Source organism: Bradyrhizobium cytisi (assembly GCF_008123515.1).
Classification (GTDB): Bacteria; Pseudomonadota; Alphaproteobacteria; order Rhizobiales; family Xanthobacteraceae; genus Bradyrhizobium; species Bradyrhizobium cytisi.
In genome coordinates, this window is the sequence record NZ_VSSR01000092.1 from 13,304 (window position 1) to 27,330 (window position 14,027).

Consider the following 14,027-nt stretch of genomic DNA (forward strand, 5'->3'; position numbering starts at 1 on the left):
CCGCGATCATTCTTTTCCGCTGTCTCAGGTGTTCTTCAGCGCGACACGAAACTCGGCTTCGGTCTTGGCCTTGACCTCGTCGAGCGTGACGCCGTCGGCGAGCTCGATCAGCGCCATGCCGCCGTCGCCGTGCTTGTCGATGGTGAAGACGGCGAGATCGGTGACGACCATGTCGACCACGCGCTCGCCGGTCAGCGGCAGATTGCACTTCTTCAAGAGCTTGGAGCCGTCCTTGGCGGAATGCTCCATCACCACGACGACGCGCTTGACGCCGGCGACGAGGTCCATCGCGCCGCCCATGCCCTTGACCATCTTGCCGGGGATCATCCAGTTGGCGAGATCGCCGTTCTGGGCCACCTGCATGGCGCCGAGGATCGACAGATCCATGTGGCCGCCGCGGATCATGCCGAAGGAATCCGCGCTCGAGAAATACGAGGTCGAGGGCAGCTCGCTCACGGTCTGCTTGCCGGCGTTGATGAGGTCGGCGTCCTCCTCGCCCTCGTAGGGGAACGGGCCCATGCCGAGCATGCCGTTCTCGCTCTGGAGGCTGACGTCGACGCCGTCGGGGATGTAGTTCGAGACCAGCGTCGGGATACCGATGCCGAGATTGACGTAGTAGCCGTCGCGCAATTCCTTCGCGGCGCGCGCGGCCATCTGTTCACGGGTCCAGGCCATGTGACTCTCCTTAGGCGGCGGTGCGCGGGCGGGTGTTGCGGAATTCGATGCGCTTCTGGGCCGTGCCGACCTCGACGATGCGCTTCACGAAGATGCCGGGCGTGTGGATGTGGTCGGGGTTGAGTTCACCGGCGGGAACCAGATGCTCGACCTCGGCCACCGTGATCTTGGCAGCAGTCGCCATCATCGGATTAAAGTTGCGCGCAGTCTTGCGGTAAATCAGGTTGCCGGCGGTATCACCCTTCCAGGCGTGCACGATGGCGAGGTCGGCGAACAGGCCGCGCTCCATCAGATACTTCTCGCCGTCGAACTCCTTCACTTCCTTGCCTTCGGCGATCAGCGTGCCGACGCCGGTCTTGGTGTAGAAGGCCGGGATGCCGGCGCCGCCGGCGCGGATGCGCTCGGCCAGCGTGCCCTGCGGATTGAATTCGAGCTCCAGCTCGCCGGCGAGGAATTGCTGGGCGAACAGCTTGTTCTCGCCGACATAGGACGAGATCATCTTCTTGATCTGGCGGGTTTCCAGCAGGCGACTGAGCCCGATGCCGTCGACGCCGGCATTGTTCGAGACAACTGTCAAACCCTTGACGCCGGAGTCGCGAATCGCATCCGACAGCACCTCGGCGATGCCGCAGAGGCCGAAGCCACCCGACATGATCATCATATTGTCCTTGAGAACGCCCTCAAGCGCCGACTTGGCGTCGGGATAGACCTTGTTCATGCAAAAACCCTCGACTGAAGCTGCGGCCTGCAGGCGTCGCGCCATTATTGGCGGCGATTATTAGGCGAAATCGTCCGAAGCCGTCAATGATACGGGGTTCTCCGTTCGGAGAGCCGGTGGTAGAAGCTGCCCACGCCGTGGGCAGACCCGCCCGCGGCCTTGAAAGCGACAAGAAAACCCATCAAGTTGCGGGGGTTGGGCGTGGGGGCGCGCAGGTTTCCCGCTCCGCCCTTCTGGCTCCAGCGACCAACCCGATCAGGACACGCCATTGACCATGGCCCAAGGAATGAAGCGCCTCGGGACGCCGATCGCGGCGCTGCTCGGCCTCGCGCTGATCGCCCTGCTCGCGACCTCCTGGCTCATCAACCGCGACGCGCTGCGCAAGGCAGTGGAAGCGCAGATCCGCGACGTCACCGGGCTCGAGCTCAGCGTGGCAGGCAACATCGACATTTTCGTGCTGCCGGCAAGCTACATCTCCTTCCATGACGTCGGCCTGAAGGGCGGCGGCACCGCCGACCCCGCGCTCCATGTCGACGTGCTCACCGCCAATCTCAGGCTCTTGCCGCTATTGCTGCAACGGTTCGAGATCGCCGACCTGACGCTGCTGCGGCCGCACATCCATGTCCGCCTGAAGCGGGACGGCGAGAGCAACTGGACACCCTTTATCCAGACCATCGCCCGGACGATGAAGCCCGGCGCCGACAACCAGGTCTCGTTCTCCGAGATCAGGATCCAGGACGGCGTGCTCAATTACGAGGACGTTGCCACCAACGCCATCGAGAAGTTCGAGGATATCGACCTGTCGCTAGCTTGGCCCTCGATCTCGCGCTCCTTTGCCGCGACTGGACAATTCGACTGGCGCGGCGAGCGCGTCGACGGCTCCATCAGCATTGCCGATTTCGTCGCGGCCCTCTCCGGCGACCGTTCGGGCTTGAAGGCGCGGATCGCCAGCGCACCGCTCAAGCTCGCCTTCGACGGCAGCGTCGCCAACCGCACCAGCCCGATGATGGAGGGCACGCTCACCATCGACAGCCCCTCCTTGCGCAACGCGTTGCGCTGGACCGGCCAGCCGCAGCCCGGCAGCGGCGGCTTCGGCCGCTTCGCGCTGAAGGCGCGCGCCAATGTCGTCGGCGCCTCGATCGCGCTGACGAATGTCAATGTCGAGCTCGACGGCAACACCGCCGAAGGCGTGATCACCTACGCCAATAACGGCCGGCAGACGCTGCAGGCGACGCTCGCCGCCGACGCGCTGGACCTGACGCCCTATATCTCCACCTTCCGCCTGCTCGCGAGCGGCGCGCGCGACTGGAACAGGCAGCTGTTCGACCTTAATGGCCTCTCGACCACCGACCTCGATATGCGCCTGTCGGCCGCCAAGCTGACGGTCGGCCCCACGAAGCTCGGCCGCACCGCGATCGGCGCGAACTTGCGCAACGGCACGCTGGCGCTCTCGGTCGGCGAGGCCCAGGTCTATGGCGGCATCGCCAAGGGCTCGTTCGGCATCTCGCGCTCCGACACGGTCGCCGACATCAAGGCGCAATTCCAGTTCACCGACGTCGACCTCCAGGCCTGCGCCTCCGAACTGTTCGGCCTCAACAAGCTGTCCGGCCGCGGCAATATCAACGTGTCGCTGCTCGCTTCCGGCTCGAGCCCGTTCGGCCTGGTGCAGTCGCTCGACGGCACCGCCACCGTGACCGGCCACGACGGCGCGATTGCAGGCTTCAATGCCGAGCAGCTCTTGAAGCGGCTCGAGCGCCGGCCATTGTCCGGCGGCGGCAATTTCCGCAACGGCTCGACGCCGTTTGACAATCTCACCATTGCCGTGAAATTCGCCGACGGGATCGCCACCGCCGAGGACATCCGGATCGAGGGACCTTCGGCGAAGATCACGCTGACCGGCACCGCATCGGTGCCGACGCGCGAATACGACATGAAGGGCGTGGCGAGCCTCAACACAACGTCCGGCTTTCAACTGCCCTTCATGGTGCAGGGTCCCTGGGACGATCCGCTGATCTTCCCAGATCCCGAGGCCCTGATCCGCCAGTCGCCTGCGGCGTCTCCTTTCCTCGACCTGCTGAAGCAGCGCATCACCGGCGGAAAGCGACAGGCGCCGGAGGGCTCGCCGACGGCGGAGAACGCCAAAGAGGGCGCGAAGTCCAACTAGCGTGAAAGGCAGCGTCAAGCTGCCGATTGCGTCGCTGAAATCCAGTTCTTGTCCTCTCGTGCAACTGCTGCCACGCCATTCGATCCCGCTGCCGCTTCGTGAGCGCCACTCTGTCCCAGCTCACGGGCCAGCACCTCGCGGTCACATGCGTCCTCCCAGAGCGAAATGGTGATGGCTGCGACACAGTTGCTGATCATGCTCGTCAACGCCCGCGCTTCCGACATGAAGCGGTCGATGCCCACCAACAGTGCGACGCCGGTCACCGGCAGATCCGGCATCACGGTAAGCGTCGCGACCAGCGCGACGAAGCCGCTGCCGGTAACACCCGCGGCCCCTTTGGACGTCAACAGCATCAGGCCGAGCATCGCCGCGATCTGTCCCCAGGACAGGTGAATGTCGCAGGCCTGGGCGATGAACATGGACGCCAGCGTGAGATAAATGGCGCTACCGTCCAGATTGAAAGAGTAGCCCATCGGCAATACGAGCCCTGACACGCCTTTCCGGCAACCCAGCTGCTCCAGCTTGCGCAGCGCGCCGGGCAAGGCCGGCTCGGAGGACGATGTGCCGAGCACGATCAGCAGCTCCTCCTTGAAGTAGCGGATGGTCTTCCACAGGCTGAAGCCGTTCAGCCGCGCCAGCGTGCCGAGCACGACGACCACGAAGACAGAGCAGGCGACATAGAAGGTCAGGATCAGCAGTCCGAGCGAGCCGATCGAACGGATGCCGTAGCGGCCGACCGTGAACGCCATCGCTCCAAAAGCGCCGAGCGGGGCAAGCTTCATGATGAAGCCGAAGGACACAAACAGCACCTGTGAGAACGAGTCGATGGCCTTTGTCACCGCAGCACCGCTGTCGCCGGCACGGCCAAGGCCGAAGGCGATCAGCACCGAGACCAGCAGCACCGGCAGCACTTCACCATCGGCGAAGGCGCCGAAGAATGAATGCGGGATGATGTGCAGCACGAAATCGGCAAATCCGGACGCCCCCGCCTGCTTGCTGAATTTCGCCGCCACCGTTGGATCCAGCGTGCTGACGGAGACATGCATCCCCTCGCCCGGCTGGATCAGCGACACGGCGGTCAGGCCAGCCAGCAATGCGAGCCCGGTCAGCAAGTAAAACAGCGCCATCGACTTCATCAGCGTGCGGCCGATGTCGCGGGAATCGCTGATGCTGCTGATGCCGCTCACGATGGTGCAGAACACGATCGGCGCGATCATCATCTTGACCAGCTTTACGAAGCCGTCTCCGAAGGGTTTTAGCGCGGCACCGAATTCGGGCCAGAAATGGCCGGTGAGGATACCGAGCGTGAGACCGATCAGCACCTGGACATAGAGAATCCGGTAGAATGGCTTTCGCACCTCAGTGGTTGGGTGCCCGGCCAGCGCTTCCTTCTGCATTCTCGTTTCTCCCGTGGCTCTGATTCATGGCTCTGATTGATTCTTGGCTCTGATTTTTCTTGATGGCTTCGGAGGCGGCCAGGCTTCAGGCCGCCAGGACTGGATGGGGCTCGTGCGATCGGCGGGCGAAGACGTGGCCCTCGAAAATTCGCCGGGCTGTCCGCTGCACCCGGGCAACCGGGCCGGGCTCCAACCGAACCGCGAGTTGGCCGGAAGGATGGGCAAGCGTGATCGTCACGGGCGGCGCCAGCAGTCCGACCATTTCCGCGGCGATCGTTCCGGGCGTCACACACGCAGTCGCGATCGCGACAGCGCCGGTCACCGCCAGCGCGCTATGGCAGTCGTGCGGCATGAAGTACCGGGTGTTCAACGTCGCCTCGACCGCGGTCGCAATCAGAATCGGTTTCGGAATCACCATTGACGCGGGATCCGGAAAACCCATCCGGCGGCCAGCCTCGATGCGCAAGCTCTCGAGCCGCGCGCGGAAGCCGCCCTCGGCGAAAGCCGAGGGTGCCTCGCGGCCGGTCCATCCCAGATCGGCCGCGCGGACAAGCATGACGGGCATGGCTGCGTCGATACAGGTGACGTCGATCCCTTCGAGGCGATCGATCGGACGTCCTGTCGGCAGCAGGCGACCGGTGCGTGCGCCGGCCGCGTTGGGGAACGACAATTCTATGGGCGCGGCCGTTCCCGGTACACCGTCGATCCGCGCCTCGCCTTCGTAGGTCACCCTGCCGCCGGGAGTGGCAACCGTCGCATCGATCAGTTTGCCGGTGTTGACATTATGGATGCGCACGTGAGTGCGATCCGCGGCAGCGGCGACCAGGCCGGCTTCAATTGCGAACGGCCCCACCGCCGCCAGCATATTCCCGCAGTTCGGCGCGGTATCTACGATCCCCTCACGGACCCGCACCTGGGCGAAGAGGTAGTCGACATCCGCACCCGCTACCGATGCCGGTCCGACGATCGCGACCTTGTTGATAACGGCGTTGCCACCGCCGATGCCGTCGATTCCAAGATCGTGTCCCCCTCCCATGACGGACAGCAGGATCGCATCGCGCAGCGTGGGTTCGGCCGGAAGGTCGCTGGCCAGAAAGAACGGCCCGCGCGAGGTACCCCCGCGCATCACCACGCAGGGAATAGCAATCTGATCGTTCATCGGGGCGCTTCCTTCGGGCGACATTTTCGCTCGGCCCCACGATCCCGCGATCCCACTCTTTTGTAAAATGCAAAGATTTGATGTATTATTCCGATTATCAACATAACGGGAGCCCAGCCATGAATGCCGAACTTCTCGACCTGAAGGCGTTCATCACCGTCGCGGAGATGGGCAGCTTCGTCCGAACAGCGAAGGCGCTGAACCTGTCTCAGCCGGCGCTGAGCCGACGCATTCAGAAGCTGGAGGAAAGCCTGGGCGCGCCGTTGCTCGAGCGGTCCACGCGCCACGTCAATCTCACCATGACGGGCCGCGACTTCCTGCCGAAAGTGCGCCGCCTCATCGACGAGTTCGAAACCTCGGTGCTGGCGATCCAGGATATCGGCGCGCGAAGTTCAGGTTTGGTCTCGGTGGCTGCGGTGCCCACAGCGGTATTCTATTTCCTGCCGCGGGCGATCGGCCGGTTCGCCGAAGCATATCCGCGCATTCGCGTCCGGATTCTCGACATCGGCGCCAATGAAGGATTGGAAGCGGTCGCGCGCGGAGAAGCCGACTTCGGCATCAATTTCATTGGCGCTTCGCATGCCGAAATTGAATTCGAGAAACTGGTCGAAGACCCTTTCGTGCTGGCCTGCCGCCATGACCATCCATTGGCATCGCGCAAACAGGTGAGCTGGTCGGAGATTGTGCCGCACCGTGTCATCACGGTGGGTCGCAACAGCGGCAATCGCGCGTTGATCGACAATGCGATGGCGCGGCACGGCTTGCAGCTCAACTGGACCTACGAAGTCGCTCACCTCTCCGGTTCGCTTGGCTTGGTCGAAGCGGGGCTGGGCGTTGCTGTGCTACCGAGGCTCGCGACGCCAGCGCCCGGCCATCCGATCATTCACACCATTCGGTTGATCGAGCCGGAGGTATCGCGGACGATCGGAATCGTGCGCAGGCGCGGAGCAACGCTATCTCCGCATGCAAGCCAACTTCTGAAAATGCTTCTCGAGGCATGGCGCTCACCCCTGCGAACGAGCGGGCAAGGCAGGCCGCGCCCCCCATCCGCCGGGGCAAGCTCGAATGCTGCTTCGATGGGCCTGAAGCGGAAACGCTGACAACTCGCCCGTCGCGGTGCCGGACTGTTCCTGCCCCCTGTCGTGTTCTCAAAGGATTTCTGGATTTCCGCCAGAGCACGGCGGCGCGGCCGCTTGCATTGCGTTCGGTCCTCACACCGCTTACAACAGCCGATCTTTCAGCAATCCGGCGTGTGGTGTGGCGGATGGTGGGGCGAGGCAAGCGCGCACGAGGCGAATTGATTGCCACGAATTGATGCAGCGTTTAGATCGATGCGGGATTAAAGCATCTTCACAGCCCTCAGCCCACGACCTATGTCTGACAAGAAGCCGCTAGATCGGATAGCGACCATGCGCTAGTGTTTTATCCGACCGGTTAAAACACCGGCGGCTTGAGGGAGAAAAACGTGAAATTCAAGGTAATTGGCGCAGTATCACTGGCGGTCGCTGCGGCCGGGCTGTTTGCAGCCGCTGCACCCGCATTTGCGCAGCAAAAGACGATTACGGTGTGGTGGGGCAAGGGCTTCTATCGCTCCGAAGACGACGCGCTGCTCGATACGATCAAGAAGTTCGAAGCCAAGACCGGCATCAAGGTCGAATTGTCGCAGTACGCGATCCAGGACATGATTCCGAAGACGGTCGCCGCACTCGACGCCGGCACCGTGCCCGATGTCGCCTATTCCGATTCCTATGACGTGCAGGCGCAGGGCAAGTGGGCCTATGAGGGCAAGCTCGAGGACCTGACCGACGTGATGGAGCCGATCAAGAGCCGGTTCGTGCAGAACACGCTGGACGCCTCGATCCTCTATAACGACGTCACCAAGAAGAAGGCCTATTACGGCTTCCCGCTGAAGCAGCAGAGCATGCACGTCCAGATCTGGAACGACATGCTCGAGAAGGCCGGCTTCAAGCAGAGCGACATCCCGACCGACTGGGCGGGCTATTGGACGTTCTGGTGCGACAAGGTGCAGCCGGGCATCCGCAAAGCCACCGGCCAGCGCATCTATGCTGTCGGACAGCCGATGGGCGTGGAATCCACCGACGCCTTCCAATCGTTCTACACCTTCATGGACGCCTACCACGTCAAGCTCGTCGACGACGACGGCAAGTTGCTGGTCGACGATCCCAAGGTCCGCGACGGCCTGATTCACGCGCTGAAGGACTACACCGACACCTACATCAAGGGTTGCACCCCGCCGTCCTCCACGACCTGGAAGGACCCGGACAACAACGTCGCCTTCCACAACAAGACGATCGTGATGACCCACAACTTCACGATTTCGATCGCGGCAAAGTGGTACGAGGACTCCCAGAACCAGGCTCTAACGCCTGAGCAGCGCGAGGCCGGCAAGAAGGCCTATGAGCAGGACATCATCACGGCGTCCTTCCCGAAGGCCCCGGACGGTTCGACCATCCGCTACCGCTCCGACGTCAAGACCGGGCTGATCTTCACCGCGGCCAAGAACAAGGCCGAGGCCAAGCAGTTCATCAGCTTCCTGCTGCAGGAAGACAACGTCCGCCCCTATATCGAGGGCGCGCTCGGCCGCTGGTTCCCGGTGACGAAGGAAAGCCAGGCGAGCCCGTTCTGGCAGGCCGATAAGCACCGCAAGGCGGTCTACGCTCAGTTCACCGGCGGCACCGCACCGTTCGACTTCACCAAAAACTGGAAGTTCACGATCCTCAACAACGAGAACGTCTGGGCCAAGGCGATGAACCGGGTCGTCAGCGAGAAGGTCCCGGTCGACAAGGCCGTCGACGAACTGATCGCCCGCATCAAGCAGGTTGCGGGCTAAGTTCGATCCCCTCCCTCTCCGCGTTCTTCACGGGGAGAGGGTCGGGGTGAGGGGCTCTATCCGCGAGTCGCGCTTGCGGTGAGTCCTGTACCCCCTCACCCGGATCGCCCGAGAGCGATCCGACCTCTCCCCGCAAGCGGGGAGAGGTTTAAGGTTCAAGAAGAGTCCTAGAAGAATGGCGATCACGCTCTCTCGCGATCAGTCGATCCCCGCTCCGCCCCTGTCGCCGCGGCTGACCCCGGCGCAGGTCTGGGGCATCGTGCTGCTCGCGCCCTATCTGCTCGTTTTCCTCGCCTTCGTGGTCTATCCCGTCTGCTACGGGCTGTGGCTGGCGCGGGCCCCGTCGAACTATGTCGCGCTCTATAACGACCCGATTTTCGCGCGCGCCGCGGTCAACACGCTGATCTTCCTGGTCATCGGTATCAACATCAAGATGCTGATCGCGCTGTTCCTGTCCGGGTTCTTCGCCCAGCAGCGCACCTGGATCAAATGGCTCTCGGTGATCTTCATCCTGCCCTGGGCGGTGCCGTCGATCCCGACCATCCTTTCGGTGCGCTTCATGCTCAATCCCGAATGGGGCATGGTCAACCACTTGATCTTCACCTTGACAGGCGACGACGGCCCGAACTGGCTGAACGATCCGACCGTGGCGCTGAGCATGGCGATCGCTGTCCACATCTGGAAGTCGCTGCCGTTCTGGACGCTGATCCTGATCACCGGACGGCTTGCGATCGCGCACGACCTGTTCGAGGCCGCCGAAGTCGACGGCGCGAGCTGGTGGCAGAAATTCCGCTTCATCACCTGGCCGTCGATGCAGACGCTCTACATCACCTGCACGCTGCTCTCGATGATCTGGACGCTCGGCGATTTCAACAGCGTCTATCTGCTCACCGGTGGGGGACCTGCCGACCTCACGCATGTGCTGTCGACGCTCGGTATCCGCTATCTCCGGCTCGACCAGCTTTCGCTCGCGATGGCCTCCATCGTCTGCGCGATGCCGTTCGTCCTGCCGCTCGTGTACTTCATGATGAAACGGTTGTCGCGATGAAGCTCCCCGGCGTAAGCGAATTTTCCTGGCGCGACGTCGCGACCGAAGCGCGGCTCTTGCTGATCGGCATTCCCGTCTTCCTGTGGACGATGATCCCGATCTACCACATGTTCCTGTTCGCGATTTCCCCGAAGGAGGACGCGTTCTCGGGCAAGCTGTGGCCGGACCATCCGACGCTGCACAACTTCGAAATCGTGTTCAAGCAGCAGCATTACTTCCTGCGCGACTTCTACGTCCAGTTCTGGAATTCGTTGGTGATCGCGGCGGCGGTCGGCGCGCTGACGCTGGTCATCGCCACGGCTGCGGCATTCTCGATCTCGCGGCTGAAGGTGCCGGGCGGACGCATGGTGCTGAACCTCGCGCTGTTCACCTATTTCATTCCGGCAGCGTTCCTTGCGGTGCCGATGTACCGGACCATGGGCAATTACGGCCTGCTCAACAACCACTGGGCGTTGATCCTGGCGATGGTGACGATCGCCAGCCCCTACGCGATCTGGGTGCTGAAGCAGGCCTCCGACAAGCTGCCGGTCGAGCTGGATGAGGCCGCGGTGATGGACGGCGCCACCACGCTGCAGATCTTCCGCCTGGTCTATCTGCCGCTGATGATGCCCTCGCTGGTCGCGATCGGCACCTATGCGGTGCTGCTCGCCTGGAACGAATATCTCTACGCATTCCTGCTGCTCTCGAACGACCGCGAGATCACGCTTCCCGTCGCACTCGGCAACTTCCTCGCCGCCGACGACTCGCCCTGGGAGCTGCTGATGACCACCGGCTTCATTTACGCGCTGCCGCCGGCCGCGGTCTATTACGCCTTCCGCCGCTACATGGTGGGCGGGCTGACGGCGGGCGCCGTGAAGTCCTGAACATCGGTTGCGCGCTGCACCTGACGAAGGACGGCAGCGCGCAGGGCCCTCAGGCCGCCTTGCGCACCGTCTGCAGAAACTCCGCGACAGCTTTCTTGAGCGAGCGCGCCTGATCCTGCAATGCCGAGGCCGCTGAAAGCGTAGCTTCGGCGCCGGCATCGGTCTCTCCCGCCACGGTGCGGACCGCGCCGACCTGGTCGGTCACCGCCGCGGTGCCATTCGCCGCCTGCTCGACATTGCGAGCGATCTCGTTGGTCGCGGCCCCCTGCTCCTCGACGGCGGAGGCGATCGTTGTCGCGATCTCCGTCATCTCGGAGATGGTTTTTCCGATCTGACCGATCGCGGCGACGGACTGTCCGGTCGAGCCCTGAATCTCGGCGACGAGCCCCGCGATCTCCTCGGTGGCGCGCGCGGTCTGGGTTGCAAGGCTCTTCACCTCGTTTGCGACGACGGCGAAGCCCTTGCCTGCATCGCCGGCGCGCGCCGACTCGATCGTGGCATTGAGAGCCAGGAGATTGGTCTGGCTCGCGATCGCCTGGATCAGCTGAACCACCGTCCCGATCCGCTCGGCGGAATCCGACAGCGCGCGCATCAGCGCCTCGGTGCGGGACGCTTCCTCTTTGGCCTTGTCCGAGACCGATACGGAGCGCGCGACCTGGCTCGAAATCTCCCTGATCGAGGCAGCGAGTTGATGGGTCGCGGCCGCAACGGTCTGCACATTCGAGGACGCCTGGGCCGACGTCGCGGCGACCTGCTCGGCGAGCGAGCGGCCGCGCTCGGCGACGCGGGCGAGACTCTGGGCGCTATGCCCCATCTCCTCGGCGCGGCTCGAGACGCCACCAATAACGCCCTCCATGCCGCTATCGAAGCGATCGGCAAGCTGAGCCATCATCGACGCACGTTCCGTCTCGGCTGCGGCGCGCTGCGCGGCAGTGCCCTGCTCCATCCGCCGGACAGTCTGCGCGTTCTGGCGGAACACTTCGACCGCTTCAGCCATGCGGCCAATTTCGTCGCCGCGCTCGCCACCCGGGATTGCCTCATCGAGCTCGCCCGCCGCGAGGCTCTGCATGCGCAAGGTCATCTGGCCGATCGGCCGCGACACGCTGCGCCCGATCAGCCAGGCCAGCAATGCGCCCAAGGCGAGCGCGGACGCGGCGACGGTGAACACGAGATTGCGCGTATGATCGACCGATTCCGCCGTCAGCCGGCTCTGCTCGGTGCGCATCGCACCGAGGGCCTTGCTGATCTCGGCGGCCTTGGCGTCGATTGCACTGCTGGATTTGATGAGGTCGGCTTGCGCCTTGCGCAGCTCGCCCATCGCCGCCGAAAGTTCCGTCAACGTCGCCGATTGGTCGGCAATGACCTTCTTCAAGGCTGCAATCAGGCTCTTCAATCGCGGCGCCTCGACCTCGGCGATCTCAGCCTCGCTGTCGGCAATCGCGGTCAACACATAGCCGGCCGTCAGCGCAGCATCATCAGCATCGCCATGGACCTGAGTCATGGTAAAACGCAGCACCGCGACGCGCATCGCATCCACCGTGCCAGCCAGACGCAGCGGCTGGAGCAGGCGGTCGGGCTGGTTGGCGAGCGTCGCATTGATCGCACCGACGTCGAGGCCAGCCGAAGCGCCAAGCGCCTCGGCCTTGGTGCTCGCATTGCGCAGACGATCGACAGCGCCGGCGACCGCCGTGAAGGATTTTCGATAGGTTCCAAGCGCATCCACCAGGGCACCTCGGCCGGAGGCAATCGCCGGCAGACGAGAAAATTGCTGATCGACCTGATCAAACGTCGCGCCAAAGCCGTCGATCGCCTTCATTGCGCTATCGCGGTCACCGAGATTGCGCGTCCGGATGAATTTCTCGACGTTGACGTTCGCCGAGAGCAGCGCGGCGTGCACCTTCGCCATGCCGGCATCGCCGTCGGCGCTGGTGACGAGCTCGCCGACGGTGCCACCGATCTCAGCCAGCCGCAGCACGGCGAGCAGCGCCAATACGCAGAGGAAACCCAGAACCAGCGCGAAGCCGCCGAAGATGCGTGGGCGGACGCCGATGCGCGACAGAAGCAATGACAGGTTCATGATGTTTCCTGGAAGATTACGGCGTAGCCCGGATCCGGGCGAGCAGATCCTTGCCGAAGCGCTTCTCGAATTCAGGCTCCAAGGGCTTAACGGCATCGATGAAGGGCTGGCGATCGACCTTTTCGATGATCTCCATGCCGCCTTTGCGCAGCTCCTCGAGCTTCTTCGTCTCGTCCGCGACGCCGCTCTGCCAGGTCGCTTCCGCACCGGCCTTGGCTGCAGCAACGATGGCCGCCTGGTCGGCAGGCTTGAGGGCCTGGAACACATCGCGATTGGCGACGAAGGCGATGGGCGCGAAGAAATGTCCGGTCAGGCTGGCGTACTTCTGCACCTCGTCGAGATGGCTGGTGGCGATCGTCATGATCGGGTTTTCCTGCCCGTCGATTCGGCCGTCCTTCAATGCGGAATACACCTGCGTGAACTCCATCGGCACGACCTCGGCGCCCAGCGCCTTGAAGGTCATCTGATAGACGTCGTTCGGCAGGACCCGAATCTTCAATCCCTGGAGGTCCGCGGGAGAATGAATCGGCCGCTTCGAATTGGTGACGTTGCGAAAGCCCTGCTTGCCGATCGCGAGCAGGACCAACCCCTTGTCGGCGAAATGCTTGGCGAAGAGAGCCCCGACCGGCCCTTCCGCGACCGACTTGGCTTGCGCAGCATCGCGGAACAGAAACGGCACGTCGAATACGCCGAATTCCGGCACGGCGGAGCTGACCACCGAGCCAGACAACGTCGCCATGTCGACGACGCCACTGCGCATTGCGGCAAGGATCGCTGTCTCGCTGCCCAGCGTGATGCCACCACGTTCATCGAGGATGATGCGGCCCGGCGCTATCTCGACGAGCTTGCGGCGAAATTCGTCCGAGCCAATTTGCTGCGGCGACTGCGGCGCGCCGTTGTACAGCAGCGACACCATCTGCGTCGCGCCAGCCGACGGCCGAACGGCAACACAAAACAATGCCAGCGCAGTGCTGGCCACACCAATATAAAGCCGCTTCATCGCCCTCTCCCCAAGCGAGGCGACGATAACCAGATTAGCTATATGAATTGTTAACCTAGTCATCTGGAACCCAAG

The 14,027-nt window shown here is 63.4% G+C and carries 11 protein-coding genes; 5 read left to right on the forward strand and 6 right to left on the reverse strand.

Annotated elements, in window-relative coordinates; all coding sequences use genetic code 11:
* Positions 1–24 precede the first annotated feature (24 nt).
* Both FXB38_RS39395 and FXB38_RS39400 read right to left on the reverse strand, forming a co-directional pair.
* Positions 25–675, reverse strand: coding sequence for a CoA transferase subunit B (locus FXB38_RS39395; protein ID WP_100176475.1), 651 nt, complete (start codon positions 673–675; stop codon positions 25–27).
* A gap of 10 nt (positions 676–685) precedes the next feature.
* A complete protein-coding gene (locus FXB38_RS39400) occupies positions 686–1,393 on the reverse strand; it encodes a CoA transferase subunit A (protein WP_148756292.1) in 708 nt (235 codons plus the stop codon).
* A 274-nt stretch (positions 1,394–1,667) separates the two neighbouring features.
* Between FXB38_RS39400 and FXB38_RS39405 the strand changes: the two genes are divergently transcribed.
* On the forward strand, positions 1,668–3,557 hold the full coding sequence (locus tag FXB38_RS39405; RefSeq protein ID WP_148756300.1) for an AsmA family protein: 1,890 nt from the start codon (positions 1,668–1,670) through the stop codon (positions 3,555–3,557).
* Between the two features lie 14 nt (positions 3,558–3,571).
* On the opposite strand, the gene dctA is transcribed toward FXB38_RS39405, so the two are convergent.
* The gene (gene dctA, locus FXB38_RS39410) at positions 3,572–4,954 is read right to left on the reverse strand and encodes a C4-dicarboxylate transporter DctA (protein ID WP_148756293.1); all 1,383 of its coding nucleotides are present in this window, start codon (positions 4,952–4,954) and stop codon (positions 3,572–3,574) included.
* Between the two features lie 85 nt (positions 4,955–5,039).
* A complete protein-coding gene (locus FXB38_RS39415) occupies positions 5,040–6,113 on the reverse strand; it encodes a 4-oxalomesaconate tautomerase (RefSeq protein WP_148756294.1) in 1,074 nt (357 codons plus the stop codon).
* Between the two features lie 80 nt (positions 6,114–6,193).
* On the opposite strand from FXB38_RS39415, the gene FXB38_RS39420 reads away from it, so the two are divergent.
* The 4 genes from FXB38_RS39420 (at position 6,194) to FXB38_RS39435 (ending at position 10,875) form a co-directional block, all read left to right on the forward strand.
* Positions 6,194–7,213, forward strand: a complete 1,020-nt coding sequence (locus FXB38_RS39420) for a LysR family transcriptional regulator (RefSeq protein ID WP_148756295.1) — start codon at positions 6,194–6,196, stop codon at positions 7,211–7,213.
* Between the two features lie 365 nt (positions 7,214–7,578).
* A complete protein-coding gene (locus FXB38_RS39425; protein WP_148756296.1) occupies positions 7,579–8,964 on the forward strand; it encodes an ABC transporter substrate-binding protein in 1,386 nt (461 codons plus the stop codon).
* 175 nt (positions 8,965–9,139) lie between these two features.
* On the forward strand, positions 9,140–10,012 hold the full coding sequence (locus FXB38_RS39430) for a carbohydrate ABC transporter permease (protein WP_148756297.1): 873 nt from the start codon (positions 9,140–9,142) through the stop codon (positions 10,010–10,012).
* Positions 10,009–10,875: a carbohydrate ABC transporter permease gene (locus FXB38_RS39435; protein WP_148756298.1), complete on the forward strand. Its 867-nt coding sequence runs from the start codon at positions 10,009–10,011 to the stop codon at positions 10,873–10,875. The genes FXB38_RS39430 and FXB38_RS39435 overlap by 4 nt, the downstream gene beginning before the upstream one ends.
* Before the next feature lie 49 nt (positions 10,876–10,924).
* On the opposite strand, the gene FXB38_RS39440 is transcribed toward FXB38_RS39435, so the two are convergent.
* Positions 10,925–12,952, reverse strand: a complete 2,028-nt coding sequence (locus tag FXB38_RS39440; protein ID WP_148756299.1) for a methyl-accepting chemotaxis protein — start codon at positions 12,950–12,952, stop codon at positions 10,925–10,927.
* Between the two features lie 16 nt (positions 12,953–12,968).
* Positions 12,969–13,952 (reverse strand): TRAP transporter substrate-binding protein, encoded by a 984-nt coding sequence (locus FXB38_RS39445; RefSeq protein WP_246230507.1) that lies wholly within the window; start codon positions 13,950–13,952, stop codon positions 12,969–12,971.
* Between the last annotated feature and the right edge of the window lie 75 nt (positions 13,953–14,027).

Excerpts from the sequence above, each read along its gene's own strand:
- FXB38_RS39395 (WP_100176475.1), bottom strand. The coding sequence starts at position 675 with ATGGCCTGGACCCGTGAACAGATGGCCGCGCGCGCCGCGAAGGAATTG.
- FXB38_RS39400 (WP_148756292.1), bottom strand. The coding sequence starts at position 1,393 with ATGAACAAGGTCTATCCCGACGCCAAGTCGGCGCTTGAGGGCGTTCTC.
- FXB38_RS39405 (WP_148756300.1), top strand. The coding sequence starts at position 1,668 with ATGGCCCAAGGAATGAAGCGCCTCGGGACGCCGATCGCGGCGCTGCTC.
- dctA (WP_148756293.1), bottom strand. The coding sequence starts at position 4,954 with ATGCAGAAGGAAGCGCTGGCCGGGCACCCAACCACTGAGGTGCGAAAG.
- FXB38_RS39415 (WP_148756294.1), bottom strand. The coding sequence starts at position 6,113 with ATGAACGATCAGATTGCTATTCCCTGCGTGGTGATGCGCGGGGGTACC.
- FXB38_RS39420 (WP_148756295.1), top strand. The coding sequence starts at position 6,194 with ATGTATTATTCCGATTATCAACATAACGGGAGCCCAGCCATGAATGCC.
- FXB38_RS39430 (WP_148756297.1), top strand. The coding sequence starts at position 9,140 with ATGGCGATCACGCTCTCTCGCGATCAGTCGATCCCCGCTCCGCCCCTG.
- FXB38_RS39435 (WP_148756298.1), top strand. The coding sequence starts at position 10,009 with ATGAAGCTCCCCGGCGTAAGCGAATTTTCCTGGCGCGACGTCGCGACC.
- FXB38_RS39440 (WP_148756299.1), bottom strand. The coding sequence starts at position 12,952 with ATGAACCTGTCATTGCTTCTGTCGCGCATCGGCGTCCGCCCACGCATC.
- FXB38_RS39445 (WP_246230507.1), bottom strand. The coding sequence starts at position 13,952 with ATGAAGCGGCTTTATATTGGTGTGGCCAGCACTGCGCTGGCATTGTTT.